This window comes from Paenibacillus sp. JCM 18996 (genome assembly GCF_055392555.1).
In genome coordinates this window covers 899500-926023 of sequence record NZ_AP043884.1, presented here as the reverse complement: position 1 = coordinate 926023, position 26524 = coordinate 899500, and the positions used below count along the sequence as shown (strand labels likewise).

The window sequence follows — 26524 nt, the reverse complement described above, 5'->3', positions numbered from 1 at the left end:
GAGTCCGCCAGCCCCATGCAGCATAGTATCAACCCTCCAGCACCGACTTAAACTCAGCCAGGAAGCCGGGGTCCCGAAGAGCCTCCACTACCTTCTCCAATTCTTTTTCATTGCCTTCAAAATAAACCCACTCCCGGAACTCCACTTCATCGCCCTCCGCTTCCTGCTGAAGCTCTTCCACGTTGGAAGGGTTAAACCGGACTCCGTTGCTCTTCCACTCGCTTCCATCGGGTGACACCAAGGTGACCCTGTATGGCTGGTCGTGACCATCGATTTCAAAAGAAACCTCAGCCACCCACCTGCGCATCAAATCGTCGTATTCTTTCCGCTGCTTATGCATATGGATCGGCTTCATCGCTCATACCTCCATTCCTGTCCAACATAGCGGTTTTCCCCAGCGACGTCAAGGCTATGCGTAACCGTACGTCTTCTTACTTGACAAGCGTTATCATTTGATAAACCTCCCGGTGATCCCCGGGCAGGGAGGCTCCAGCCAATTTCAGTTGGGAAGAACCGTCTCCGTCGAGAAAAATGCCGTCCACCAGCTCATCCCTCCCAATCGCTTCTCTCACCGCACTGCGGAATTGCTCCACCGTACTCAGGGTCGGCGAAACGATCAGATACACGCGGTTCTCCTTGTCGAAGACCAGCCCGGAGCGCATCCGGCCTTCATACATTATCGGCATGTCCTCCTTAACCGCCTGCTCCACCCAGCCGGACTCGTCGCGGTAACTCATGCTGACTCCACCCTGCGCCCAATAGCGTGAGCGGTCGGTGACTTCTAATTGGCCGGCTTCTTCCGCTACTTGAACCGAAAATTTACGGGCCGCGGCATCCCACACCAGCGTTCCTTTGGGCCGGTCGATATTGAGCCAACCCGAACCGTAATCCCCGGCCGCTCCTTTTAGAGGCTTATCGTTCATGACCGCCATGCTGAGCAGCTGCCCCTCCCAGAAAAATCCGCCGTTTATGCCGAAATCCCGAGTCTGCGTCACATTGCTGCTGATCGCCTTCAGCACGATGTTGTCCGGCTTGGTGCGAATGACATGCAGAATAACGCCGCTCGACGTTTTGAATTTTAAATATTCATAACCCGGCTTCGCGGAGATCAAAAACGCTAAGGTCGCTGCAAAGGAGATAAAAAACAATATGATGTTCAGCATCAGCAGCTTTCTATGTTTGTCGAGAAATTGAAACCAGAGCACGCCACCACTCCTTGTCCTCTTCCAAACTATGTACTCTATGAATATGTTATAGAATGCCATAAGATGACTCGGAAAAGGGAGCCCTCGTCTATAACCGGCAAAAGGACGCTAGGCAGAACCCTCTTGCTGACACACGCCTGTCGTGCGAATCCTCTGCGCTACCGTCCAGCCAGCGGAAATCTCGCCGCCTCTTCATACATCGGCGTGCGCCGCATGTGCGTACGGAACAGCACCGCTTCCCTGACCATCCACGGCCTGCTGAGAAACAATCCTTCCCCTGCTTCAGATAGATCCATCTCTTGCGGGAATTTAGCCTTGCCTTTATATTTCTTGGCTATCGTAATATGCGGACGGTAAGGCCTGTCCTCCGTCGGAAAGCCCAAGGGCCGCGTGGATTCCGTCACCCTCTTCTGCAGCTGTTCCAGAGCGGCCAAATCCCCGGCAACCCCCGCCCACAAAATCCGCGGAGAAGACGGAGAACCAAAGCTGCCTACCCCGGCGACATACAGCTCGAACGGAGCAGCCTGCCCGATCCGCTCTGACAAAATAGTGATAAGCTTCTCAGCCGCTGCGTTATCCGTCGCCCCGAGAAACTGCAAAGTGATATGGTAATCCTTGGGATGTACCCATTTGCTGAATTCGACCCGCTTCCTGAGCTCCCGGCAGCCTTTCTCCAGCCGGGAGCGCACCTCGTCAGCCAGAGGCACCCCGACAAACAATCTCGACTGCGTCGTTTCCATCGAACCCTTCCTCCCTTGTGACTTTACGCGTACTGTATTAGCGTTTCATCCCAGGTCACTTTCCATTCCACCCCTTCGGGCAAAGCTTCGCGAATTTTTTGCTCCAGAACGGCGTCTCCGTCCCAACTGCAGTCCAGCAAGGATACGATTCCCCGATCTTCGCCGGACCGGATCAGCCTGCCGGCTCCCTGCTTCAGCCGCAGCAGCATGTACGGCAAATCCACTTCCTCGAAAGGCGATTCCGAGACTTTGCGCTTTGCATTGTACACCGGGTCCTTAGGCGGCCAAGGCAGCGACCATACAATTACATTGGACAGCGACGGGCCGGGCACATCCAATCCCTCCCAGAGCGAAACGGAGCAAAGCACGCTCCGCTCTTCGTTCTGGAATTCGGAAATCAGGCCGCTAATTTCACGGTCTCCCTCAAACAGCAGCTTCATTCCCGCCACTGCAGGATGCTGCGAGGCTTGCTCCTTGAACCGCTTTAGCTCCTCCCGGGAGCTGAACAGCATCAATGCCCTCCCTTCCGTCAATTGAAGCAGCCGTTCAGCCCATTCCATTTTTTCCGCGAAAGTATCCCCGCTGCCCGACCGCGGCGAGAAAAACTTCATTTGTTCGCTGTATTTATAAGGAGACGGCACCGAAAATGACAAGTAATCCCGGATGCCCAAGCTGTCCGCCACGTATTCAAAGCTTCCCTCAACCGACAAAGTGGCTGAAGAAAAGACGACGGGGATGTTCTGGGAGAACACTCTCTCCTCCAGCACTTCCCGCACCATATGGGGCATAACGACGAGGGTCAAGCCGTCAGCGTCAGGGTCCCGAACCATCCAGGCGATCAATTTTTCGGAATCGTTGAATAATCCAAGCACCCGCTGTATCGTATCCAAATGCTCGTCGACAATTCTCAGCTGGTACTCGTTCAAAGAGAACGTCCCGCTCTCCAGCGCCAATTCTTCTTCCAGCCGGGAAAGCAGGCCGGTCAGCGTCCGCACCTCGTTATATACCGTTTTGTTCAATGCAATTTCCATCCGGTCGGAGCCTTCTACATTATGGGAGTTATTCCCCAGCACCCCGAATAAATATTGGCTTTGCTCAAGCACCTCTTCGATGGCAAGGGCGAGCGACTCGCGGATCTGGCCTTTCAGCAGCCGGGTCAGTATTTCTTCGAGGACGGTGTGCTTCATTTTGTAGGTCAGAGCCTTTTGCGCCGCAGTCTCCAGCAGGTGCCCTTCATCGAAAACGACCGAACTGTGCTCAGGCAGCAGCGGCAGCTGACCTTCCCTTATTCTCCCTTCGCGTGTCCATACATGCTCCATATAAAAATCGTGCGAGCAGATGATTATATCCGCCGATTTACGGTAATGGTCCCGGGATAAGGTCTGCCCGCAGCGGTGGCGCTTGTCGCACACCAGGCAGTCCTGGAACACATCCCAGCCAATCGCCTGCCACTGCTCGTCCGTCAAATGGCCGTACGCTTTGCGGTCTCCATACGGGTAGAAGGACTGCAGCGCCCGCCTCTTATGCACGAACTCGGGCAACTCCTCATAGATCAGCTCGAATATGCCTTGCGCCGACTCTTCCTGCAGCCTGCTCTCGTCCAGCTTCTGCAGACATAAATACTGGTCCGGCGACTTGGCGAGACGGGCGTCGATCGTCAGGTTCAGATGCCGCGCCAGCTTGGCGATATCCCCTTCCGGTTTCACCAGCTGTTCAATCAGCGACTCATCCGCACAGGCGATGATAGCGGGCTTGCGTGTGTACCGGGCATACCCCGCGGCATACAGCAAATAGACCAGAGTTTTCCCCGTACCTACTCCGGCCTCCGCGAAAATCGTCTTTTTGCCCGCATAAGCCCGTTCCAGCTGATACGCCATAAAGATCTGCTCGTCCCTCACTTCAAAGCCGGCTTCCGGCAGCAGCTCATAGAATACATCTCCAACCCAATCGCTAAGCTGCTGGATAAACGGCCGGGACGGATCATAGGCGAAAGGGTAGGGTTGTCTTTGCTGCATAGATTCCTCCTGATTAACCTCTGTCTTTGGCTGAACGCCAATAGCTTGCTCCATCGGCTCCGCAATTTTCTTAGCGTTTGCATCTCCGCCGCTTCCTAAACCTGCCTGGAGCCTCATTTATACCTGATTTGCTTCTAACCCATCTGCGCGGGCCGCCTCATAAAACGGTCTCCGTCCTTGATAAATCCATATTGCTGATATAAGCCATGGGCGTCTCTCGTCCCCAGAATTCCAGTGAGCCCGCGCAGCTCTTCCGCATTCACGATCGTTTCGATCAGCTTCTTTCCTACGCCAACGCCCCGGTGCCCTGTCTCCATAAATACGTCGCACAGCCAATACATTGTAGCATAATCCGTGACAACGCGCGCAAAGCCGACCTGCTTCCCATCGGTGTACACTCCATAGCACAGAGAGGTTTCGATCGATTTTCTTATGATCTCCTTCAGCCGCGCACCTGCCCAATAGCTTCTGGCCAAAAAGCCGGATACCGCGTCGAAATTAATTTTTTCCTTCTCATTACTGATGACATAATTGCCGTATTCAATCTGCATTCTGGCATTTCCCTTTCCGTTTATCGAGATCTGGCTGCGGTTTAACCGCATTTGCCGGGGGTAATATATGCTATGTATTCTTTCAATTCATCCTGAGGGAGGCTGTACCTGTGACAAAACAATACAAGAACGAAGATTTGAAAACTGTGGTGGAACACGATATTAAAGACAGGAAGGAACATAGCGCGGGGAGAGATATTTCCGAAGTGACGAACGGCAGTATGGCGCCGGATATGAAAGAGATCGAGCAGCTGGGCAAAGATATGGAGCGGATGAAGACAAATTCCGACCTGCAGGAGGAAGGCTTGGTCCCTGACCCCATACAGGGGGAAAAAGAACAACGTTAATCCCCTCTCCTCGTGGAGAAAAAAGAGAGCCTCGAGCAGGTTCTCTTTTTCGTTTAAGTATACCATATTTTACCTGCCTGTTGTCTCGCTATTTTTTCTCGATGAACGAAAGGATGCTGTCCAGATTCTGAGGCGGCACTTTGGCGATCAGGTCTCCCTTTTCCGCAAGCCTTTCCTCTATGGTCAAAAGGGTAAATTCCTTCGGATCCGCATTTCCGCGCACTTCTTCCCAGGTGAGCGGCGTGGATACGGCGGCTTCTTTTCTGGCGCGCGGCGTGTAGGGTGCGGATAAGCTTTTGCCGGCCCAGTGCTGGACATAATCGATATAAATCCGGTCTCCCCGCTCCTTGACAAATCTTTCGATCGTAAACAGCTCGGGGTGCTTCTCTACTAAATACCGGGCGACAAAATGACCAACCGTGCGCAGCTGCCCGAAAGTATAGCCGTCGGCGATCGGAACGATAATTTGCACGCCCGTGGCGCCGGACGTTTTGGGGATCGATTGGATGCCCATGGACTCAAGCACCTCTCCGATCATGGCAACGGCTTCCATCAAACGCGGCTCCTGCGCGCGGCTCGGATCTATATCAAGCACCCATTCCGCGGGGATTTCTCCACCCACATACTCGAAAGATGGATGAAATTCCAGTGCCGCCAAATTGCCGAGCCAAAGAAGAGAGGGAAGCGAATCCAGCTGTATGTAACGGACCCCGTCCTTCTCTGCCGTTTTAATGAAAGAAGGTATGTTTTTGGGAGCATTTTTCTGGTAAAAGGATTCTCCGCCGACGCCGTCCGGAAACCGGATCACAGTTAAATAGCGGTTCCGGCAGTATTTCAGCAAATAAGGGGCAAGAGCGGCCAGCTTTTGCAGGTACAACGCTTTCGTTATTCCCTGCTCGGGCCACAGCAGCTTCTCCGGATGCGTAATCCTGATTTGGTGCCCGTCTACCGTGATCTCTTGCGAGTGGCTTGGAGTCATAGTATTCCTCCTTCAATGGAAAGCAGTTTCGGTTGACGCAAAAAGCCCCCTTCGGTCACCTCTTGTCCTTTCACCCGCGCTTGCACCGGCTTCTCCAGCCACTTGAGCTGCATTCTGTTCATCTCGGGAGGCAGCTGTACGGGAGGCGCTTCCTGCAGCACCGTCTTGAGCTTCAATAATTGTGCTTTTGCAGCATCGTCCAGTCCTGAAGAAACGCGCCCGAAATAAGCGCCTTCGGACCTCATCAGCAAACTGGCCAACCTGCCTTCCCGCATCAAAAAGCCGACGATGTCCACCTCGAAGGTTTGGATCGTTTTGCGCTTAAACCAGTCCGAATGGTCCTTGCCTTCCAGATAAGCGCTTGACAGCCGTTTGGACACGACCCCCTCCCAGCCGTTCTCCTGCACCCACTGCCACAACGCTTGTCCATCCTCGTACAGCTCCGCAGTGAACATTTCAGGGGTACGTTCCGGAAACAGCTCATTCAAAAGGTTGAAACGGGTAACAAAAGGCTCCTGCCGCAAATCCCTGTTCCCAATCCGAAGCACATCGAAAAGCACATAGACCACCGGCTCCCTGCTAATTGCCTTGTCAAACTCCGCGGAATGAACCAGCTTGTTTCTCCGCTGTATTTTCTGAAAACTCGGGCGTTTGGTGGCCTGATCAAAAATGACCGCTTCCCCGTCCAGAACGCAGTCCGTTTCCAATTGGCCCAAAGCCTTCGCCAGCTCAGGGAACGTATTATTGCTCCGCTTCATCGTCTTGGAATACAGGCCCACCCGCCCGCCGCTTACTTCCGTTATGACCCGGTATCCGTCCCATTTGATCTGGTACCCCCAATCGTCGCCTTGGGGAATTGTATCCGTAAGGATCGGGGACATCGGATGAAAAAGCTGCATCGGTCAGGCCCCCGTCTTCTTTGCTTTGGCCCGAGGCTTGCGTCTCGGCTTGACAGGCTCTTCCTTTGCCTCCGGCACCGTGTCCTTTTTCTTCACTTGCTTGAGGCTGGCCTGGAGCGCATCCATCAGATCGATGACGTTCGTCTTCTTCTCTTCGGGAGCCAGCTTGACTTCTTTTCCCTCGATTTTGTCTTGTATGGCGGACATAAGACGGTTTTTGTACTCGTCCTCGTATTTCTCGGGTTCGAATTTCGAAGACAGCTGTTCGATCAGCATTTTGGCCATCTCTAGTTCCTTGCCGTTCGGCTCTTTGCGCTTTGGCAGATTGGGCACCTGGTCGACAGGGCGGATCTCCTCGGCATAAAACATGGTTGACATGGCCAGGCAATCCTTCACAATGCGAATCGCCGCCAGCGAACTTTTATTGCGTATGGTCACATTGGCGATGCCTATCTTGTTCGTCGCTTCCAAAGCGTCCAGCAGCAGATTATATGCGGTCGTACCCGTATTGTCGGGAGCCAGGTAGTATGTTTTCTGGTAATAGATCGGATCGATCTCCTCCAAATCCACGAAATCGAGAATCTTAATCTGCTTCGTGTCCTCAGAGGCCAGTTTATTCAACTCTTCCTTATCAAAGGTCACAAAATGGCCCGGCTCGTATTCATAGCCCTTGACGATCTCGTTCCAGTTGACATCCTTTTCGCATTTGGGGCAGGTCCGGACGTAATGAATCGGTACGGAATATTCCTTGTGAAGCATTTTCATCGGTATATCGTTATCCTGCGTGGCTGAGAACATCTTCACAGGAACATTCACCAGCCCAAAATTGATCGCGCCCTTCCAAATGGTCTGCATTCCTATCCCTCCCATTCTATGTGTAATTGTTATTTAAACCGTTTTGGTCCCGATTTATCATCGTGGCGATGGCAATATCCTCCTGCCTGCGGGGAATGCTAAATTCGAACTTAACTTCAGAACATCAGGCGTAATTTCGACAAAAACGGGCTTTCGTGTCAGTTTTACTAACAGATACTGTTGACATCGTTTTTACTGCCACTTTATAATGGATGAATGTATGACAAGTTAGCTTATATGACAGGAGATGAACGAATGAGCGTCGAGCAATTGACCGGCGGACTTGATACCATATGGGTGATTCTGACGGCTGCAATGATTTTGCTGATGGAAGGCGGATTCGCTCTTTTGGAAGCGGGTTTTGTCAGGCGAAAAAACGCGGCCAGCATAATAATGAAGGTTTTTGTCGATATCGCATTCGGTGCGTTGGTGTTTTTCCTGTTCGGATTCGGCATTATGTACGGGAAAGATGTATGGGGATTGCTGGGAATGAGCGGGTTCCTGATGGGAGGGGATCTCACACATATTAAATTGAACATTTCGCATGAGACCTACTGGCTGTTCCAGTGCGCCTTCGTCATTGCGGTGATCTCCATCGTTTCCGGGGCGGTTGCCGAAAGGATCAACTTTAAAGCTTACATCCTGTACACCATAGCCATGACGGGGCTGATCTACCCGATTGCGGGACATTGGGTATGGGCAGTGGGCGGCTGGTTGGGAAAGCTGGGAATGATCGATTTTGCCGGCTCAGCGGTCATTCACGCGTTAGGGGGATTCTCCGCGCTGGCTGCGGCGAAGCTGATCGGTCCGAGAATTGGAAAATATAACGACGACGGCAGCGCGAACATCGTTCCGCCCTCCAATCTTCCGTTAGCTTCGGTCGGCGCTTTTATTCTTTGGTTCGGCTGGTTCGGGTTTAACTCGGGAAGTACGCTTAGCGCCGCCAATTATTCTGTGGAGATCGGACATATCGCGGTGACCACGATGCTTGCCGCGGCTGCCGGTGCGGCTTCCTGCATTCTGTTCACTATGATGCGATATCAGAAATCCGACCCTCCGATGGTCATCAATGGCGCGCTGGCGGGACTAGTGGGAATTACGGCAGGTTGCGCCTATGTGTCAGAAGGGGTGGCTATCTTCATCGGCGCGGTGTGCGGAATCGTCATGATCTTCGCCACGGAATTCCTTGAAAGCAAAAGGATCGACGATCCGGTCGGTGCCTTCGCCGTGCACGGTGTCAGCGGAAGCATCGGTACTCTGGCTGTCGGGTTGTTTGCCATTCCGGAATGGACTTCCAAATTCAACCTCAGCGGCGCGGGCTTGTTCTACGGCGGCGGCTGGTCTCTGCTCGGCATTCAGGCTTTGGGACTCGCCATCGTCTGTGTGTGGGGCTTTTGCCTGACCTGGCTTGCGATGAAATTGATAAGCCTGCTCGTTCCGGTCCGTGTCAGCAGAGATGAGGAGCTGGTCGGACTCGATGTGGGCATCCACGGTGTTCCCGCCTACAGCGAGGAGCACGATTTTATTGCTGTACCGTCTATCATAGATAAAGAATAATCAGCTGGAACTCTATAATAATCGACTGCGCCCCAAACAACGAAAAAGCCGCTTATCCATTGGATAAACGGCTTTCACTGTCTTCCCCCATCTTATGGAGGAAGCACAACTGTTAGATCTCTTCATTCAATTGAGCTTTAAGCGACTCGATTTCCTGTCTCAGCTGCTTTACCGTCTCAAGCGGCTTCTTAACATAATGGATATACTCTACAGCCAAGTGATGATCCGGTTTTTTGCCTGTCAACAAACGCCTTAAACCTGACATGGATTGATAGCTTTGTTCTTCGCGAAGTCTTCTCTTTTCATAACGCTCAATGGCTTGCTCAATATCCAAGACCTGCTGCTCTTTCTGGGCGATAAGAGATTCCAAAAGGGAGAACACATCCGCATTTTTATCGGTATTTTTGGAAGAATCCATTGAAGGGAAAGAATCCGTTATAAGCGCAGTCAGCATGAGAGTTCACCTACCTGATTATGTTAACTATTTTCACACTGATTCTATTTTACCTCATTTTGCGGCTCTTGAAAAGGTTTATTAAAAAAAGCATTGGTTAAAAAAAAGACCGGAAAAAATTCCGGCCGTCTATATTCAGATAAAGCGTTTGGCGCCAATGTATCTGGATCCCCAATAACCGCTTTGCAGGCTGTCAATTTTAACACCGTCATCGGTGGCGGATATAAATTGATTGTTGCCTAAATAAATTCCGACGTGTGAAGGGACCTTAGCCTGGGCGAAGAATACCAGATCTCCGACCTTGGGCTGGGCGACGGGATTACCTGCGGTGTTCATGTCTCTGGATGTCCGGGGAAGCGATACGCCGTTCTTGCCATAAACATACTGGACAAAACCCGAGCAGTCGAATCCGTCAGGGCTCGTCCCACCATATTGGTAGGCAGTGCCGAGATACTGCTTGGACAACTCCACGATTCTTGTGGAGATTGCTTTCTCCACCACCTTGGACGGTGCCCACCATGCGGGTGCGTGGTATTTTCCGTCCTTACCGAGGATGGCAATATAGTTGGTTTGATCCCATTGGGTAGTAATTCCCAAGTTTTCGCTCACAAAGCGAAGGGGAACCATCACCCTGCCTTCCTGAAACAAAGCCTGCGTGCCAATGCTTACTTTCTCGCCGTTCACCGTGGCATAAGACTGTCCTGTCGTAATCACAATCTTTTTCTCTGGACTGCTTATCGTTACCGTCACCTGCTGACCATCCATCTGCCAATCCACATTGTAGCCCAATTCTTCCGAAATCAGACGAATCGGCGTCTGCAGATTCTGATTGCCGTCTATGAACGGCTGTGCATCAGGAAAAGACACGAGGTGATCGTTAATCTGTACCTTCACACTACTGTTCAATACAGCGGCTTCCGCCGAATGAGCGTGAAAAAGACCGGACAGCAAAAATGCGCCCGTTAACACAAGCGAGCTTGCCAAAACCTTCAACTGCTTTCCTCCTTGTAGCCTCCGAGGTTAGTTGGCGGGTTCGGGTAGAGGTTGCTCCCTGGTCTGGCCTGCGCCAAACGTTCACCCCAAAATAAGTCCCCCGTACCAATGATAGGACCATTGGATTCGGCATCTGTTTTGTTGCTGTTTTTTCAACTATTTCAATGTAACATATGATAAAAGAGGGTAAACACCCATTTTTCAACAAAATTGTGTCCAAATTAAGACAATAAGAAAGAGACCTCATATTGAAGTCTCTTGTCTTCTTCTTGCTTAGTGGCCTTCGTCCCTCAACTAAGTATTTCTTTGACTCTGCCTACCTGTCCATCTGTCAAACGAACCTTGATTCCATGGGGATGCGTGGGAGAATTCGTTAAGATGTCCTTGACGATTCCCTTGGTTAACGCACCTGTCCTCTGGTCTTTCTTCAAAACGATACTGACTTCCAGGCCTGGGCGGATATGGCTCCGGTTCTGACCGTTCATGCTGTCACCTTCTTCATCCTTAACTTATGAGATTCGCGGCAAGCGGGCTAACTATTCTTTAACATCAATAAATCCAGAAAAGACTCAGGCTCCAACCGGCCGAAATATGCCCGCAAATCGATGCCTGACAAGGCTTTTATCACCTCGGACTCTTCATAGCGCACACCTTTGAGCTGATCTTCAATATCCGAGATTTCCCCAGCACCAAAAAAATCGCCGTAAATTTTCAGATCGCTGATAAGGCCTTTCGATATATTCATCCGGACATCTATGGTTCCGACCGTTTCGAAACGCTTCTTGCTATGCAGAGTGCTCTCCGGAGATTTGCCGTAGTTCCAATCCCAGCTCCCATATCTCTCCTTCGACAGACGGCGGATCGCTTCCCAATCCGATTCCTCGAGCTGGACACGGGGCACATCCTGTGGCCACTTGCCGAAAATCGATTGCAGCAGTTCATTCCTGAATTCTTCAATCCTCATCGGCGCATCCAGAAATTCGCTTATGTTGGCCACTCTGCTGCGAATGGATTTTATGCCTTTGGATTGGATTTTTTCCGGGTGCACGTTGAGCGCCGACACGACATTTTCTATTTCGGAATCGAACAAAAGCGTACCGTGGCTGAACATCCGGCCCTTGGTGGTGAATTGGGCATTGCCGGATATTTTGCGCTCGCCGACCTGGATATCGTTTCTCCCAGTCAAATGTGCCTGGACACCAAGCTTCTTCAGCGCCTTGATCACCGGCTCCGCGAATTTCTGGAAGTTGTGGAACGACTCGCCGTCATCCTTTGTAATGAAGCTGAAATTCAGGTTTCCCAGATCATGGTACACCGCTCCGCCGCCGGATAACCTTCGGACTACATGGAGTCCATGCTTTTTGACATACTCGGAGTTGATTTCCTCCAACGTATTCTGGTTTTTTCCAATGATGATCGACGGTTCGTTGATATAAAAAAGCAGGTAGCTTGTGTCCATCGGCAAATTCTTCAAAGCATATTCTTCTATGGCAAGGTTGATTCTTGGATCGGTGATACCTTCATTGTCTATAAAAAGCAACATCTTCCCCTCCTGCCGCTCACTGTATTCTCATTTTAATCTAAAATAGTCCTGTACACAAAAATCGCTAAATCGTATGCAGAGAAGCAGATAAAAACAGCCCCGGCACGGCAGCAAGTCCGACCGAGGCTGTTTCATATTTGCACAGACTGCACCGCCGTCCGGGCTGTTTCTTGCCTGCACACTCGGCACCGCCCCTCGAAGCAGTTTCCTGCCAACACTTGCAGCTTCGACAGCTGCGAGCCTGACAAAACTGCCGGCCGTTACCCTTCGAGCAGCAATGTTTCCGGATCTTCGAGCAGCTCCTTGACGGTGACGAGGAAGCGGACCGCTTCGCTGCCGTCCACAATGCGATGGTCGTATGACAGAGCGATATACATCATCGGCCGGTTCTCCATCCGCTGCTCATCGATCGCCACAGGGCGCAGCTGGATTTTGTGCATGCCCAGAATACCTACCTGAGGGGCATTCAGAATCGGCGTCGATAAAAGGGATCCGAATACACCGCCGTTCGTTATGGTGAAGGTACCTCCCTGCAGATCGGACAGCGCCAGCGTATTGGAGCGCGCTTTGGAAGCGAGCTCCCCTATTTGTCTCTCAATCTCTGCAAAGCTCAGCCGGTCGGCGTCGCGGACAACCGGTACAACCAGGCCTTCTTTCGCAGATACCGCAATTCCGATATCGTAATATTTCTTCGCCAGGATTTGATCCCCGGAAATCTCGGCATTAAGCAGCGGAAACGCCTTTAATGCGCCGACAACGGCTTTAGTAAAGAAAGACATGAATCCCAAGCCCACATCATGCTTCTCTACGAAAGCTTGCTTACGGCGTTTGCGCACATCCAGAATAGCCGTCATATCCACTTCGTTGAACGTGGTTAACATGGCCGCGGTATGCTGGGCTTCGACCAAACGGCTCGCGATCGTCTGGCGGCGGCGGGACATCCGGATGACTTCAACCGGCTTCCCGGGGTCGATGGCTGCCCCTTCGCCAGGCGCTTTTTGCGGTACCGCGGATTGCGGTCTGCTCACTGCCTGTCCAATGTTTGCCGGCTTCGCAGCCTGCCCCCCCGGTTCATAAGACCTGACGTCTTCGGCGGAGATTCTGCCGGCCGGATCGTTCGAAGGGATCCGGCTTAGATCGATGCCGCGCTCCCTTGCCAGCTTTCGCGCCGAAGGAGTCGCGATAAATGCAGCCTTATCATTCGCCGCGGATTCTTCCTGCCGGACGTTTGCTGCCGCAGGCGGATTGGTAATCGCCTGCACCTCAGCCTGAGCCGCTTTCGGAGCGCTGCTCTCCTTCTTTTCCACAGCCACGGCAGATCCTTCACGGATCGTACCGATCACTTCACCGACCTGGACGGTGTCCCCTTCCTGCCTGCGGATTTCCGCCAACACCCCGTCCTGCTCGGCGTTAATTTCCAGGTTCACCTTGTCCGTTTCCAGTTCGAGCAGCAAATCTCCCTGACTCACGGGATCGCCCTCTTTTTTCACCCATTTTGCAATCGTTCCTTCGGTGATGGATTCGCCAATCTCAGGTACTTTGATTTCAGTCATAGCCGATTCCTCCCTGCTTCCATTAGTTTTTCATTAACACTATGATTGAGCGCGTTCGAGATTAACCGCTGCTGTTCGCTGCTATGGACGTGCTGATAACCGCTGGCAGGACTGGACCGGTCAGGACGGCCGATATAGCGCACCTTCGCCTGATCCGGCGCAACCTCACGGATGCGCGGCTCCATAAAGCTCCAGGCTCCCATATTCTTCGGCTCTTCCTGCACCCAGACCATCTCCTTCAAGTTAGGGAACCGCCGGATGATATCTGCGATTTCCGACTTCGGAAAAGGATACAGCTGCTCGACACGCAAAATGTGAAGCCAGGAGCTGTCCGCATTTTTGTCGTTCTCCAAAGCTTCCTCCAAATCAATTGCGACTTTACCGCTGCATAATAGCACACGTTCCACCCGCTCGGGCTCGCTGCCTAAACCGCTCTGCTCCAGTACAGGGCTGAATCCGCCCCCGCTGAAATCCGAACCGGGAGAAGCGACCCGGGCATTACGGATCAAGCTCTTCGGCGACATGATGATAAGCGGGCGGGCCTGTTCCGTTTCGCTTAGCGCAGCCTGCTTCCGCAACAGGTGAAAATATTGCGCGGCGCTGGTCAGATTGGCCACAGTCCAGTTCTCATCGCCGCCAAGCTGCAGGAACCGCTCCAGACGCGCGCTCGAATGCTCGGGCCCTTGGCCTTCATAACCGTGCGGCAGCAGCAGCGCCAGGCTGGACCTTTGCCGCCATTTGTCGCGGCCTGCCGCGATAAATTGGTCGATGATCACTTGGCCCGCGTTGGCAAAATCGCCAAACTGGGCCTCCCACAGCACCAGCGTTTCGGGAGCGAAGACATTGTACCCGTACTCGAATCCGAGAACGGACGCCTCCGACAGTGGGCTGTTATGGACGGCAAAAGAAGCTTTGGCTTGCGCCAGCCCGTGCAAAGGAATGAACAGCTCTCCCGTCTCGGTATCGTGCAGAACGAGATGGCGGTGGGCAAAGGTTCCGCGCTCCGAATCCTGTCCGGACAACCGGATCGGTTTCCCGTCAGCCAATAAAGTGGCAAAAGCCAGCGTCTCCGCGAGCGCCCAGTCCACTTTCTCGCCCTCATCCAGCGCTTTGGCGCGCCTTTCGAGGATCCGCTTCAGCTTTGGGTACACATGAAAGCCTTCCGGCCACTGCAGCAGCGCGCTGTTGATTTCCTTCAATCGCTCCAACGGAACGGCGGTATCAAGCGTGAGACGGCTGCCCCAAGCGGGTATTTCCAAAGCGCTTCCGTTCTTGTCTTCATTTGCTTTCACTTCATCATAAGCCCGCTTGAGCTTTTCTCCGGACTCGTCCCTCATCTGAGCGGCCCGCTCTTCACTCACTATGCCTTCATCCGCAAGCTTCCTCGCATACACTGTGCTCACGGTAGGATGAGTTTTCACCGTGGCGTAGGTGATCGGCTGAGTCGTCTCCGGATCATCCGATTCGTTGTGTCCGTAGCGGCGGTAACCGACAAGATCGATCAGAAAATCCTTTTTAAAGCGGGAACGGTACTCGCATGCCAGACGGATCGCTTTGATGCAAGCTTCCGGATCGTCGGCATTGACGTGTACGATCGGTATTTCGTATCCTTTAGCCAGATCGCTAGCATAGTAAGTGGATCGGGAATCCTTGCTTTCCGTCGTAAAGCCCAGCCGGTTGTTGGCGATAATATGTAACGTCCCGCCGTTGCGGTAGCCTTTCAGCTGATTGAAGTTCAACGTTTCAGCAACGATCCCTTCCCCGGCAAAAGCGGCGTCCCCGTGGATCAGCACCGCAACCGCTTTGCTTACATCATGCTCGGGGTATCCCGGCTGCACGCGCTCCTCCTGAGCGGCGCGGGTGAATCCTTCCACAACCGGGTTCACATATTCCAAATGGCTGGGATTGTTGGCCAACGTTAAACGAATTGGAGGAATCTCGCCTTCCTCCAGCGAACGGTCCGCACCCAAATGGTATTTTACATCCCCCGACCAGCCATGGTTGATTCCTGTGGAGCCTTCCGAAGGCACCAGATCCTTGTTCGGCGAATGATGGAATTCGGAAAAAATTTTGCCGTAAGGCTTTCCAAGCACATGGGCCAGCACATTCAGACGGCCGCGGTGGGCCATTCCCATCAGCACATGCTTCGCCCCGTCCTTGGCCGCGAACCGTACAATTTCATCCAGCATCGGTATCAGCGCGTCCGTCCCTTCCACGGAAAACCGTTTTTGCCCGACGAACGTACGGTGCAGAAAATTCTCGAACTGCTCGACCTGAATCAGCCTGTTAAGCAGCGAGATCCGCTCCTCAGGCGACAGGTTCTCAGAAGCCGACGCTTCGGATTCCACCCGCTTGTTTAACCAGTCCCGTTCATGCTCCTCATGGACATGGCTGAATTCGTAGGCTGTTGATTTCGTATACAACTGACGAAGCAGCTGAATTGCATCCCAGCCGGTAGCTACTTTGGCCGGAGCGTTCTCCCAAAGCAGCGAAGCCGGCATGGCCATCAGATCTTCCTTGCTGAGCTCATACGTCTCCGTTTGAATCAGACGGGTATCCGCCTTCGGCCTCAGCTTCAATGGGTCGAGATCCGCCGCCAAATGGCCGTAAGTGCGAATGTTCCACACCAGCTTTTCTGCGGCGACCACTTTCTTCAGCATACCAATGTCGATTGTTCCTTCTTGCGCAGTCTGACGCTCAGTCAGAGGGCTAATCCCGTCCTTTATAGCAGGAGGAGCTCCCCAGCTTGCAAACATTTCCCTGAAAGTCGGCTCAACCGATTCGGGATCCTCCGTATAGCGCTCATACTGCTCATGGATATAGCCCATGTTAGGGCCATAATAATTCTGCCAAGGCCGAAGCCCGATTTTCTCCTCAATTTTCATTGAAGGTAACCTCCCGCTGCATTTTCATAATCCGTAGGCAAAAGTTATCCGCTTTCTTTTTTATTAACACCACATAATGTCACCCGTTTTCCGACAAAGAGTAAGTATTCCCTTAATGGCAGACTCCTACTCTTCTCGAAAAGAGGATCCTATTTATACTATAAACAGGAATATTAATATTAAAAAATAGTTATTAATCATATAAACGATCTCATTTTGGCATGAATCATGCAAAATAGCAAAAAGCCCGCGAATTATCGCAGGCTTTTGTTTCAATGTGACTGGGGTCTGACACCCGCCGTGCAGCGCAGCAAGTCTCGCTGGAAGAGAAGCGCATTGGAAAAAGAAATTAATCGGGCTTTTACTTCGCGAGCGGTAAAGAAACCGTCACTTCTGTGCCGATCCCTTCTATACTTTGATAGGTTATTTTCCCGTTCATGGCCTCGACAATCCTCATCGCCACCGCAGTCCCGAGGCCGGTCCCCACTTCCTTCGTGGAGAAGAACAAAGTACCGATGCGGGACAGCTGCTCCGAGCTCATCCCTTTTCCCTGATCCTTGATCACAATCCGGCCGCGTTCTTCCACTTCATCTAAAGAAACAATAATCTCGCTGCCTTCGCCGGACGCTTCTATCGCATTTTTGATCAGGTTCACCAGTGCCTGCTGCAGCTGATTGCGGTCGGTATACAGATATAAATCCGCAGCCAGTCGGCTGTGTAATTGTATGCTGTTTTTGGACGCCATAGGCCCGAGCAGCAATAGAATTCCGCCCAGCACATCCGCAATCGCGAATCTTTCAAGGCGTTCCAGCTTGGGTTTGGAAAAATTCAAATAATCGCCGATGATGGCTTCGGCCCTTCCCAGCTCATCGAGTGCTATTGCCAAATAACGCTGGTTGCTGCCGTTTTCATTCGGACGCATCATCTGCAGAAAACCTTTTACAACCGTCAAAGGGTTACGGATCTCATGCGCGACAGACGCCGCCAATTCACCCATCGTGTTTAATTTTTCCGCACGCTGGATTTCTTCTCTCATTCGCGCCCTCTCCAGATTGATCTCCAGCAGCATGGAGGCAAATCCGACGCTTATGAATTGGATCAGGGCGAACAGCAGAGCTCCGACAATGGGATTAAACCCCGCAGAGTTGGGTACTTTGTTAAAAAATGTATAAGAACACAAAATGAATAACATGACCGAGGCAGGCCATACGCTGACAATCGGTCGGCAATAAAACCAGCATCACGGACGGAAAAGGTCAGAAAACCTCTTTCACGTACGATGTACGTAATTTGCTTACCAAAGTGACGGATGCCAAATTAGCAGCAACGTCCTATGGCTATGACGCTGTCGGTAATCGGACGACCGTCACCGATGCAAAGAATAATGTAACATCGTATGGGTATAACGAGATTAACAAAATTTCTAGCATTACCAACCCGTTGAACCAAGTGATTCAATTGGGATACGATAAGAATGGGAATGCGACAAGCCTCACCTTCCCGAAAGGGGACAAGGTATCCTATACCTTCAATGCCCTCAATCGTATGGATGGAATATTATACAACGGCGTCAAGCAATGGAGCATCGCATACGATGCCAATGGCAACATCACTTCGGTCACAGATTCTGCGGGAAAAGCGACGACCTTCACCTTTGATAAAAATAACCGTCTCACCCAGCAGGCAGAAGGGGCATCGAACAAAGTCGATACTGCTTACGATGCCAATGCTAATCCTTCATCGCTAACTGTTACTGCTGGAGCAGCAACAGTTACTACAGGGTATGGTTACAACTCGATGGATCAAGTGGTTTCTCTATCTCGAAATAGCGCAAACCAAGCGAAGTTCGTCTATGATGAGAGAGGGAACGTTATCTCCATCACGCGGGCGAACGGTACGTATACCTCGTATGAGTACGATGCGGCAAACCGTTTACAATCCGTGAAGAATTATAATGCTGCAGGTGCATTGCTGGATTCGTTCACCTACTCTTATGATGCCGATGGCAATCGTACGAGTGTGGTGACGGGCGCGGGAACTATTTCCTATCAATATGATGCCTTGAATCAATTGACACAGGAAACGTTACTGGACGGAAGCACCGTTGCTTACGCTTATGATGCAGTGGGAAATCGGACAACGAAAACGGTCACTCAAGGCGGGATAACGACAACAACCACTTATACGTACGATGCTGCGAACCAGCTCACTGCTGTAAACGGCCAAGCCTATACGTACGATGCTAACGGCAACTTAACAGGCAACGGGGCAAGGACTTTCATTTACGATATAGAAAATCGCCTGATTGAAGTGAAGAATTCTGCCGGAACAAGCTTGGCGACATTCTCCTATGACCATGAAGGCAAACGGACGAGTATGACTACTTCCAGTGGTACTTTAAATTTCCACTACAACGGGAACAAGGTCATCTACGAGACGGATGCGAACAATAATATTGTTGCCGACTACACTTGGGATGCTCAGGGTAATCCTGTCACAATGACAAAGTCAGGTGTAACGTATTACTATCATCTTAATGGTCACGGCGATGTAACGTCATTAACGGATACAACCGGTAATACGGTGGCTCAGTATCAGTACGATGCGTGGGGAAATATTCTTTCCCAAACCGGACCGATGGCTTCCTCCAACCCGTATCGTTATGCAGGTTATCGTTATGATACATCAACAGGGTTGTACTATCTCATGGCTCGATATTATGATGCAGCGGTAGGGCGATTTGTCACTAGGGATACGTTTCACGGGTTTGATAAGGAGCCATTAAGTCTAAATCAGTATGTTTATACAGCAAACAATCCTGTAAATTTGGTTGATCCGACTGGTCATTTCTATAAAGCTTTCAACTTCGGGTTCGATAGCTATTTTGCAGTTAGGGTTACTTCGGAATTTGTACGATTCTACCTCAAGATGACTATCGGTGGGCTATCGCTACTAGGCCTTTCGATCATAATCGGTGGAGAAGTTGGTGTTATTGCTGCTCAACTTATTAGATCTATAATAGCACCGAGGCTTTTAGCCATAGCGGGAGCTTGGATTGCCAATAAAGTAGCAAGCTTCGCCATGAAAACCTCAGTAAAGGGAGCTTTTGACCAAATTGCAAATGGATTCGACACCAGTTACCCATATAATGATGTGATAAATAGTACGGTTTATGTTTGGCCATATTTTAAAGTTATCAATCATTTATCTGGAAACGTGTCATATATCTAAACAAGTTATGTAGACACTGGCATCGGTTGGTGCCGGTGTCTACATTTAGATCCGTTCATTCATTTTCAAGGTTAATACTAATATGAAACACTAGATTGACAGCGGACCAAGCTTTTAAAAGGAAAACTAAAGAAATGGGGTCGTTACTATATGTGGAGGGAAATGACATGGATAGAATTTTTCAAGTTCATTATTATAAGGTTTATCATTATTTTGTGTCTAACTTTGATTATTGCTGCTATTCTGTATTTCCTTGGATTACATTTTAATCCTGTTGGTATCTTTGTTGGGCTGGTTATAGTTTACATCTTCTTACTTTTAATCAAATTATTCTATTTTTAATTAAGTCCGGTAAAATCATATTATCATGGTGTATGTGAATGTTGGTTTTCCAAAATACTGTATAGAGGAATTTTAAGCTATATCTCTAACAATCCGAAGCAGCACGCGGCGGCGGATTGTGATTTTTACAAGCCACGGTTCGCCTCCATACACCAAATCCACAACGGGGACCTTAAAGATAACTTCACATCTTTGTCGTAGATGATTACCTTTTCCAAATACTGTAAAACAATCTAAATAGGCAAGTTTACAAGGATAGCCTTTAGTGACTTCGAATTTTGTCATGAGTTGGTGAATAATCCGACTATCCCTACCTCAAATTGAGTTCGTGTACCTCAGCTACGAGGTGAGCGGCGCCGAGAATTGTTATCGCCGGTATTTCTAGGAGTTTTATGAATAAGAGTAGGGTTGGCACTTGGTGACAGCTTCGCTGGTACTACCCCGAGTTGTATGAGGCTCAGTATCAATATGATGCATGGGGGAATATTACCTCTCAAACAGGTACGGTGGCTTCTTCTAACCCTTATCGCTATGCAGGTTATCGATTTGATGAGTCAACAGGATTGTACTACCTCATGTCTCGATATTATGACGCTGGGGTGGGGCGATTTATCACACGGGATACGTTCCACGGGTTGGAGATTGACCCATTAAGTCGACGCTTACGATACCAATGACAATCGCACGAGTGTGGTGACGGGCTTTGGAACTATTTCGTATCAGTATGATGCCTGGAATCAATTGACACAGAATATGTTGTGAATTTGCACATTAATCCGGCAAAGGATTTGCAAAATAAAAGTGCAAAAAAACCAACCTTTTTCCGATGGTTTGCAAATTAATTGCGCACGAACGGACAACCTTTTGCACATAATCACGGTATTCCCGCTGACATATATATACAAAAAGGCAGCCAGGAACGTGGTTCCCAACTGCTTTTTCTCTTGCCAGCGCCACGGAGTTTCCTGTATACTCCGTTTACAGCCCTCTAACGCTGTAGCTTTTTTTCGGATGGAGATGAAATATCGTCGTATTGGTGAAGATGACGAAGCAATACAGCGTGCGGCCTTGTTTCTGCATCTTGATGCTCCCCTCCTTTCGGGAAGAAGTGGAGCGGCGCCTTGCAAGATACACGTTGTTAAAGAGAAAGGCCGCTTGCTCGCCTGCCATGTCAAGTTCGGTCTGTGAGGAAGCCCGGAATTGGCGGGGCAGGCGCGGCCAGCAATTATGATGTCGGCATCAATTTGTTCGGCTTTCCGTAAGAATCCATACAGAAATTCGACAAAATCACAGCCATATTTTGAATAATTTTTTTCAGTCCGAGGTGTGGTTGAAATAAATAATCCCCTACGAAAGTAGGAGGAAAGCTAATTTGATGGTGCAAGGAAACCCTTGTCCTATCTGCCTCGGCGAATGCCGAGAGGCTATTAAAAAATGAACGAGGTGACCTACTAGGGCGAGTTATAATTGGGTTAGTGACGGGTATAGCTGCCCTAATATGTACTCTTGTGGTTAGCTTAGTAAAAAAAGTCGTAGAGATATAGTGACTCAATCTAAGCTTATACTAAAAATCACCTTGTAATGTATTCTGTTCCAACTGGACATTTTTTTAAAAACAACGGAGAGTGCATTTGAATGTCAGACAATATCTATTTGAAAAGTCAACTGGACACGAAAGAATTGCTGCTGCTTGATGCGGAAGTTAAAAGAAGCGGGAAATCGATGCTTGTGGCGTATGTGCTCTGGTATTTCCTTGGCGTTGTCGGCGGGCATCGCTTCTACTTGGGCAAAAAAGGATCGGCAGCAACGATGCTGATTCTATCTATTACTATTGTTGGCCTGATTGCTACGGTCATTTGGTCACTGGTAGATGCATTCCTGACTTACAAGATTGTGAATGAAACCAACAAGCAAATCGAGTCGCGTCTTCTCGAGCAGATCATTCATCGCAGTAATCATCGTGCGGAAGGAGACTTGTCTGTACAATGACCTCCCGATTCGATCTGACGGAAAAAGAATTATTGATCCTTGAGTCCGAACTGCGGTTCACCGAAAAGTCACTGGGACTCGCCTATTTCATGCTGCTTGGCGGACATTTGGGGCTGCATCGTTTTTACTTGGGCAGAAGAATTACCGGTTGTATCCAGTTAATATTATTTATCATCTCCTCGTTTCTATATTTCTTGCCACCCATTTTTTCATTGGACTCCCCAGTTTCCGGGAATGCTTTAATCACCCCTCTATTATTGACTGGGATAACTCTCACCATTTGGATTCTGATTGACCTTTTTGTGCTGCCTAGGTATGTCAGAGCCTGGAATGCCGGAGTGGAGCGGGAATTGATCGATAAAATGCTTCTTCTGAGAGACAATGAGAATATCAAATAGCGGCTGCGCAAGGAGCAGGGGAATATGCTCACACGAAAAGCTCGGCAGCTCCTATTCGTGCGATTGACGACATCCAGGAGCAGAAGCATAAAGCTGGACTTATTTGTACGCGTTGCCACAGCCTTACAGTTGTGCGGTTTGGAAACTACGTGAGAACGTGAATAGCTACCATAGCCATCAGAAACGCTGGATGGACCGATTCAACGGCGTTGCGACGAAGTACCTGCAACATTATTTGGCTTGGTTCCGTTATATTGATAACAAGGAATATGAGAATACTGCGTTGAATAACAAGGTTGAGGTGATATTCTTTGATAAAAGCTGAAATTATTCTCGTATTTATAGCCACTATTCTTATAGTCGGATGTCAGGCAAATAAGTCTCCTCAGGCTACTCAACAAAATAGCAGTGGGCTGGTGATAGCGACAGAAGGAGTAAAATGGTTTCAAGATAAGGATGCTTTGCCTTTCGATGAAGCAATCAAAAAAATCCCTTTTGATGTGCAACAGCCGCAACTGCCATTTATAGTAACCCACAAGGCTGCTGGCATCATGAATGCCCCATTTGACATGATTAAAATAACTTATGCCAACGAACAAGAGGGGCTTCAACTAATATTAGCTGAATCAAATGCTACGAATAAATCATCACCCAAGGGAACGTTAGGACCTAATCTCAGCGACGGTTCGCAAACTTGGATTCAAGGAGACGAAAACTTCAGTGGATTGTATTGGAGACGCGATGGGCACACCTATTCGTTAGCGTCAAACAAAATTGAGAACGGAAAATTTGTTCCTTTATATGATGAGTCTAAATTGATTGAGATTGCGAACACTATAAAGTAAAAGGATGGCAATTAGCCGTCCTTTTTTTGGGGATTGCATGGCAGGAAACTCATTGAAATCAACCTCGAATTTGCTGTTGCTCAAAAAACAACAACGAATAATAACATAGCCTATAACAGTAGTTAACTTTGTTGCCGTGGTTTTGAAAGATTTACCCTGGTGGACAGTAAGTGTGGTCTATATTCTGATTGGAGCTGGAGTTGCTCACTTAGGTTATAAGTGGCTCAGCTGAATGCCCATATCGTTCAGCTTCAACCGGATTTGAAGCACCAATGTCTCAGCGTCACCCGGGGTGTTGATGATGTCCGTCTTGTCCATATCCACGGTCAGCACATCGGACGCTTTATAATGTTTGCTTACCCATTCGTCGTATCCCGACCACAGCTTGTAATAATAGTCCACCAACGCTTCATTCTGCTCGAATTCCCGGCCCCGCAAACCGATTCTGTACAATACGGTATCGAAGGACGCTTTTAAATAGACCATCAAATCAGGGGCTTTCTTCGGCAGCTCATCCAGCTCGGCCATCATGTTATCAAGCAGACTCTCATAAACCCCGAATTCGAGTTCGGATATTCTGCCCAAATCTTTGTTGACTTTGGCGAAATACCAATCCTCGTAGATGCTTCGATCCAGCACATTGCTCCGTTTAACAAGAGCCTGCTTGATGGCGCGATACCTGGTGTCCAGAAAATAAAGCTGAAGCAGAAAAGGATACCGGTATTTCTCTATCTCCTCGGGCGTTGCCGTATAAAATAACGGAAGAATCGGGTTGTTGTCCACATCCTCATAGAACACTTCCGAATTCAATTCTTTGCCAAGCAGACCAGCGACGGAAGTTTTGCCCAAACCGATCATTCCACCAACTACAATCACTGCCATACTTCCCCTTTCCCCTTTTACCCGAAACATGAAATTTAGGCGATCTTCTTGTGAAGGAGTTTTACCATGTTAAAATCTAACCGTCCAACCGGCTTTCACCTGCCGTCGGGTGTAGGAAACACCGTGGACCTTCAGTCCATACTCGTCGGTGAGAGTGATGATATCTCCGTCGTCCCGCAGGAAAGCTTTAGGCAGCTGGACCGTGAAATGCTGGGCAGGCAGAATTTCCCCCTGCAGCTTGAAGGCCTGATGAATCCGGTTCATCAGCGTCCACCCCGTTAATCCGACGGACCGGTCGGACCGGTTCAGCAGGGTTACAGTCTCCCCCGCCGAGGAGCCTGCCGGTTTCACCAGCGCGGCCGTAATAAGGATCGCTTCGTCTGCCGGGATTTCACGGTTATCCGGAGGGGACGGCGGCAGGACGGGATTCTGATTTATAGCATGGCCGCTCTGGTCATCCGTATGCCACGATTGTGATTGAAAAGCAAGAAAGGTCGCTATCCATCTCTCCTCGGAAGGAAAATGGATCAGCAGCCCGCCGTCCTGAAATACTCCGTCATCCTTCCTGAATTGGGCCGTATTTCCCTGATTCATATGGATGTCGTGAATGCCGTTGCCGGGGAGAAATCCGAATATTTTATCCTTGGTGGAGGGTTCCGGTCCCCAGGCGGCGCCAAAAGCATACAACACGGCGTCCTTATTCAGGATAGCTCTTTGAATGTAAATATCGAGCTTCTCGTTCAGATCGTTATCCTGCCCGGGCACATCAAAAGACAGCGGCACCATCCGGCCGGGTTGAAATAAATTGCTGCGGATATAATCCAGTGCGGTCCCGCCGGGCCTGCTTTCCAAACGAGTAAAACCAAAAGGAAGCTTGGCCGCTTCCGAAGTGACCGGATGGGAGAAATGCTCATCCGTATAATAAAGGATTTCAGACGGGCTCATCTGCGATTTCACATTCACGGCAATGCGATAATGAATCTCTTGCGCCACCACATGAATCTGATAGTGGGCGTTATCGTTCGTGCCGACACGCCGGTCAATGGCTTGGCATTTCAATACTCCGTAATGTTTAAGCATCGTTTCTCCTCCACTCTCCGTATGGATTCTATACGCCGCAGCGACATTTTAGGCGCTTATTGAGTAGCTTCGGTTCTCTCGTCTGAATGCTTGTGCCATTGCTCAACCAATTTATCCAACCGGGCAATTTGATGGCCGTAATCATAGATGACCGCCGCCACGATCGACAACCTGAGCTTGCCTTCCTTGGAAATGCCGTAAAGATCCATATAGTCTCTCATGAACTGGTCATTGTCTTCCTCGATCCGGGTGTTGTCATAAGTGTCAGGCTTCAGCTTGTTGTCAAATTTCATCAGCACGTGCTCATGGTAATGGATCAAATGCTCTACATGGTTGTCAAAAAATTCATTCAGCTCCGCCGTCCGGCGCGCCTGAAAATAGTGCTCCTCGACGGTTTCCAGGATATCCCAGCCTCTTTCCGCGGCCGCCAGCATCTGTTTGTACACGACCATCAGCCTGATATCGGAATGCTTCCGCCTTTTCAGCTTCTTGTGCTCCTCTTCAAACAAAGTGTACCGGTCGCCTAGCGTTTTTACGGCGCTGCCCAAAGCCTGCTTTTCTCCCTGATACACGTTTTCCTTCATATCATTCGAAATAGACGTCCTGAGAAGCACGGAAAGCTGGCCGAACACATGACGCACGGTCTCGATATATTTCTCTTCCGGCTTGGGCGGCAGGAATAGCGCGTTCACGATAAAGGCCGCCCCGATCCCCGTCATAATCAGCACAAACCGCGTCAAGGCGAAAGAGTAATGCGCCGGAGCGTTCATAATGGCGGTGACCGTCACCAAAGTAAGGCCTATGGAATCTTCCATCTTTAGGCGCAGACAAATGATAATTACGATAATGCATACGATTCCGACGGCTAAAGGATTATTCTGAAAAAATTGCACGCCGATCCAGGCCAGAATAGCGCCCAGCGTATTGGTCTGCACCTGCTCCAGAATGTGCCTCCAGGAACGATAAATCGTGGGCTGCAGGGCGAAAATGGAGGCCACCGCCGCGATAATGGGCGGGGATAAATTCAAAAACGCGGATATATACAGCGCAAGACTTACCGCTACACCCGTTTTGAGCACGCGAGCGCCAAGCTTCACAAAAGATCCCCTTTCTGAGCAGTAGTCTAGTCACATTGTACACGGAACGGCGAAGCCAATGCAAAATGCACGGCGTTAAAAAAG

At 50.0% G+C, this 26524-nt stretch carries 24 protein-coding genes, 2 pseudogenes and 1 riboswitch; of the genes and pseudogenes, 8 read left to right on the top strand and 18 right to left on the bottom strand.

The genetic code is table 11. The annotated features are described in order from the left end of the window. Window positions 1-28: 28 nt before the first annotated feature. From ACZ5N7_RS04515 to ACZ5N7_RS04495, 5 genes are all read right to left on the bottom strand, one after another. On the bottom strand, window positions 29-355 hold the full coding sequence (locus ACZ5N7_RS04515; protein WP_464657792.1) for a hypothetical protein: 327 nt from the start codon (window positions 353-355) through the stop codon (window positions 29-31). A gap of 76 nt (window positions 356-431) precedes the next feature. After that, a complete protein-coding gene (locus ACZ5N7_RS04510; protein WP_464657790.1) occupies window positions 432-1205 on the bottom strand; it encodes a hypothetical protein in 774 nt (257 codons plus the stop codon). Between the two features lie 158 nt (window positions 1206-1363). Next, a complete protein-coding gene (gene thpR, locus ACZ5N7_RS04505; protein ID WP_464657789.1) occupies window positions 1364-1945 on the bottom strand; it encodes an RNA 2',3'-cyclic phosphodiesterase in 582 nt (193 codons plus the stop codon). 23 nt (window positions 1946-1968) lie between these two features. Further along, window positions 1969-3960, bottom strand: coding sequence for an ATP-dependent DNA helicase (locus tag ACZ5N7_RS04500; protein ID WP_464657787.1), 1992 nt, complete (start codon window positions 3958-3960; stop codon window positions 1969-1971). A 134-nt stretch (window positions 3961-4094) separates the two neighbouring features. Continuing rightward, window positions 4095-4511: a GNAT family N-acetyltransferase gene (locus tag ACZ5N7_RS04495; protein WP_464657785.1), complete on the bottom strand. Its 417-nt coding sequence runs from the start codon at window positions 4509-4511 to the stop codon at window positions 4095-4097. 110 nt (window positions 4512-4621) lie between these two features. Between ACZ5N7_RS04495 and ACZ5N7_RS04490 the strand changes: the two genes are divergently transcribed. Continuing rightward, a complete protein-coding gene (locus ACZ5N7_RS04490; protein WP_464657784.1) occupies window positions 4622-4858 on the top strand; it encodes a hypothetical protein in 237 nt (78 codons plus the stop codon). A gap of 88 nt (window positions 4859-4946) precedes the next feature. Here ACZ5N7_RS04490 and ligD read toward each other — a convergent pair whose 3' ends face one another. The 3 genes from ligD to ku are packed head-to-tail and all read right to left on the bottom strand — an operon-like array spanning window position 4947 to window position 7591. Further along, window positions 4947-5837, bottom strand: coding sequence for a non-homologous end-joining DNA ligase (gene ligD, locus ACZ5N7_RS04485; protein ID WP_464657782.1), 891 nt, complete (start codon window positions 5835-5837; stop codon window positions 4947-4949). After that, a complete protein-coding gene (locus ACZ5N7_RS04480) occupies window positions 5834-6736 on the bottom strand; it encodes an ATP-dependent DNA ligase (protein WP_464657780.1) in 903 nt (300 codons plus the stop codon). Before ACZ5N7_RS04480 ends, ligD begins: the two co-directional genes overlap by 4 nt. Before the next feature lie 3 nt (window positions 6737-6739). Next, complete coding sequence (ku, locus tag ACZ5N7_RS04475) at window positions 6740-7591, bottom strand: non-homologous end joining protein Ku (RefSeq protein ID WP_464657779.1); 852 nt, start codon at window positions 7589-7591, stop codon at window positions 6740-6742. Between the two features lie 255 nt (window positions 7592-7846). Here ku and ACZ5N7_RS04470 point away from each other — a divergent pair, with 255 nt between their 5' ends. Next, window positions 7847-9148 (top strand): ammonium transporter, encoded by a 1302-nt coding sequence (locus tag ACZ5N7_RS04470; RefSeq protein ID WP_464657777.1) that lies wholly within the window; start codon window positions 7847-7849, stop codon window positions 9146-9148. A 112-nt stretch (window positions 9149-9260) separates the two neighbouring features. Here ACZ5N7_RS04470 and ACZ5N7_RS04465 read toward each other — a convergent pair whose 3' ends face one another. The 7 genes from ACZ5N7_RS04465 to ACZ5N7_RS04435 form a co-directional block, all read right to left on the bottom strand. Then, entirely contained in the window at window positions 9261-9602 is a 342-nt protein-coding gene (locus ACZ5N7_RS04465; protein WP_464657775.1) for a hypothetical protein, read from the bottom strand. Window positions 9603-9737: 135 nt separating this feature from the next. Next, window positions 9738-10595: a C40 family peptidase gene (locus tag ACZ5N7_RS04460; RefSeq protein WP_464657774.1), complete on the bottom strand. Its 858-nt coding sequence runs from the start codon at window positions 10593-10595 to the stop codon at window positions 9738-9740. A 1-nt stretch (window position 10596) separates the two neighbouring features. Further along, a riboswitch (cyclic di-AMP (ydaO/yuaA leader) is annotated at window positions 10597-10737 on the bottom strand. A gap of 148 nt (window positions 10738-10885) precedes the next feature. Next, the gene (locus ACZ5N7_RS04455; RefSeq protein ID WP_464657772.1) at window positions 10886-11080 is read right to left on the bottom strand and encodes a YwbE family protein; all 195 of its coding nucleotides are present in this window, start codon (window positions 11078-11080) and stop codon (window positions 10886-10888) included. Window positions 11081-11127: 47 nt separating this feature from the next. Next, on the bottom strand, window positions 11128-12135 hold the full coding sequence (locus tag ACZ5N7_RS04450) for a lipoate--protein ligase (protein WP_464659141.1): 1008 nt from the start codon (window positions 12133-12135) through the stop codon (window positions 11128-11130). 263 nt (window positions 12136-12398) lie between these two features. After that, the gene (odhB, locus tag ACZ5N7_RS04445) at window positions 12399-13691 is read right to left on the bottom strand and encodes a 2-oxoglutarate dehydrogenase complex dihydrolipoyllysine-residue succinyltransferase (RefSeq protein ID WP_464657770.1); all 1293 of its coding nucleotides are present in this window, start codon (window positions 13689-13691) and stop codon (window positions 12399-12401) included. Beyond that, window positions 13688-16576 (bottom strand): 2-oxoglutarate dehydrogenase E1 component, encoded by a 2889-nt coding sequence (locus ACZ5N7_RS04440; RefSeq protein ID WP_464657768.1) that lies wholly within the window; start codon window positions 16574-16576, stop codon window positions 13688-13690. Before ACZ5N7_RS04440 ends, odhB begins: the two co-directional genes overlap by 4 nt. Before the next feature lie 361 nt (window positions 16577-16937). Then, a complete protein-coding gene (locus tag ACZ5N7_RS04435) occupies window positions 16938-17768 on the bottom strand; it encodes an ATP-binding protein (RefSeq protein ID WP_464657766.1) in 831 nt (276 codons plus the stop codon). A gap of 47 nt (window positions 17769-17815) precedes the next feature. Between ACZ5N7_RS04435 and ACZ5N7_RS04430 the strand changes: the two genes are divergently transcribed. The 6 genes and pseudogenes from ACZ5N7_RS04430 (at window position 17816) to ACZ5N7_RS04405 (ending at window position 23381) form a co-directional block, all read left to right on the top strand. Beyond that, the gene (locus tag ACZ5N7_RS04430) at window positions 17816-19807 is read left to right on the top strand and encodes an RHS repeat-associated core domain-containing protein (RefSeq protein WP_464659139.1); all 1992 of its coding nucleotides are present in this window, start codon (window positions 17816-17818) and stop codon (window positions 19805-19807) included. Between the two features lie 788 nt (window positions 19808-20595). Beyond that, the gene (locus tag ACZ5N7_RS04425) at window positions 20596-20826 is read left to right on the top strand and encodes an RHS repeat-associated core domain-containing protein (protein ID WP_464657764.1); all 231 of its coding nucleotides are present in this window, start codon (window positions 20596-20598) and stop codon (window positions 20824-20826) included. A gap of 958 nt (window positions 20827-21784) precedes the next feature. Then, window positions 21785-22138 (top strand): TM2 domain-containing protein, encoded by a 354-nt coding sequence (locus ACZ5N7_RS04420; RefSeq protein WP_464657762.1) that lies wholly within the window; start codon window positions 21785-21787, stop codon window positions 22136-22138. Continuing rightward, window positions 22135-22536, top strand: a complete 402-nt coding sequence (locus ACZ5N7_RS04415) for an NINE protein (protein WP_464657760.1) — start codon at window positions 22135-22137, stop codon at window positions 22534-22536. The genes ACZ5N7_RS04420 and ACZ5N7_RS04415 overlap by 4 nt, the downstream gene beginning before the upstream one ends. 151 nt (window positions 22537-22687) lie before the next feature. Next, a pseudogene (locus tag ACZ5N7_RS04410) lies at window positions 22688-22861 on the top strand (IS1595 family transposase); the annotation flags it as partial. Then, entirely contained in the window at window positions 22848-23381 is a 534-nt protein-coding gene (locus tag ACZ5N7_RS04405) for a hypothetical protein (protein ID WP_464657758.1), read from the top strand. The pseudogene ACZ5N7_RS04410 and the gene ACZ5N7_RS04405, both read left to right, overlap by 14 nt. A gap of 213 nt (window positions 23382-23594) precedes the next feature. Here ACZ5N7_RS04405 and ACZ5N7_RS04400 read toward each other — a convergent pair whose 3' ends face one another. From ACZ5N7_RS04400 to ACZ5N7_RS04390, 3 genes and pseudogenes are all read right to left on the bottom strand, one after another. Then, on the bottom strand, window positions 23595-24263 hold the full coding sequence (locus ACZ5N7_RS04400) for a deoxynucleoside kinase (protein WP_464657756.1): 669 nt from the start codon (window positions 24261-24263) through the stop codon (window positions 23595-23597). Between the two features lie 438 nt (window positions 24264-24701). Next, a pseudogene (locus ACZ5N7_RS04395) lies at window positions 24702-25343 on the bottom strand (DUF2278 family protein); the annotation flags it as partial. Between the two features lie 56 nt (window positions 25344-25399). Then, complete coding sequence (locus tag ACZ5N7_RS04390; protein WP_464657754.1) at window positions 25400-26440, bottom strand: FUSC family protein; 1041 nt, start codon at window positions 26438-26440, stop codon at window positions 25400-25402. Window positions 26441-26524: the final 84 nt, after the last annotated feature.

Coding starts and splice junctions, on each gene's coding strand:
- ACZ5N7_RS04515 (WP_464657792.1), bottom strand. CDS start 355: ATGAAGCCGATCCATATGCATAAGCAGCGGAAAGAATACGACGATTTG.
- thpR (WP_464657789.1), bottom strand. CDS start 1,945: ATGGAAACGACGCAGTCGAGATTGTTTGTCGGGGTGCCTCTGGCTGAC.
- ACZ5N7_RS04500 (WP_464657787.1), bottom strand. CDS start 3,960: ATGCAGCAAAGACAACCCTACCCTTTCGCCTATGATCCGTCCCGGCCG.
- ACZ5N7_RS04495 (WP_464657785.1), bottom strand. CDS start 4,511: ATGCAGATTGAATACGGCAATTATGTCATCAGTAATGAGAAGGAAAAA.
- ligD (WP_464657782.1), bottom strand. CDS start 5,837: ATGACTCCAAGCCACTCGCAAGAGATCACGGTAGACGGGCACCAAATC.
- ACZ5N7_RS04480 (WP_464657780.1), bottom strand. CDS start 6,736: ATGCAGCTTTTTCATCCGATGTCCCCGATCCTTACGGATACAATTCCC.
- ku (WP_464657779.1), bottom strand. CDS start 7,591: ATGCAGACCATTTGGAAGGGCGCGATCAATTTTGGGCTGGTGAATGTT.
- ACZ5N7_RS04470 (WP_464657777.1), top strand. CDS start 7,847: ATGAGCGTCGAGCAATTGACCGGCGGACTTGATACCATATGGGTGATT.
- ACZ5N7_RS04465 (WP_464657775.1), bottom strand. CDS start 9,602: ATGCTGACTGCGCTTATAACGGATTCTTTCCCTTCAATGGATTCTTCC.
- ACZ5N7_RS04455 (WP_464657772.1), bottom strand. CDS start 11,080: ATGAACGGTCAGAACCGGAGCCATATCCGCCCAGGCCTGGAAGTCAGT.
- odhB (WP_464657770.1), bottom strand. CDS start 13,691: ATGACTGAAATCAAAGTACCTGAGATTGGCGAATCCATCACCGAAGGA.
- ACZ5N7_RS04440 (WP_464657768.1), bottom strand. CDS start 16,576: ATGAAAATTGAGGAGAAAATCGGGCTTCGGCCTTGGCAGAATTATTAT.
- ACZ5N7_RS04435 (WP_464657766.1), bottom strand. CDS start 17,768: ATGTTATTCATTTTGTGTTCTTATACATTTTTTAACAAAGTACCCAAC.
- ACZ5N7_RS04420 (WP_464657762.1), top strand. CDS start 21,785: ATGTCAGACAATATCTATTTGAAAAGTCAACTGGACACGAAAGAATTG.
- ACZ5N7_RS04415 (WP_464657760.1), top strand. CDS start 22,135: ATGACCTCCCGATTCGATCTGACGGAAAAAGAATTATTGATCCTTGAG.
- ACZ5N7_RS04400 (WP_464657756.1), bottom strand. CDS start 24,263: ATGGCAGTGATTGTAGTTGGTGGAATGATCGGTTTGGGCAAAACTTCC.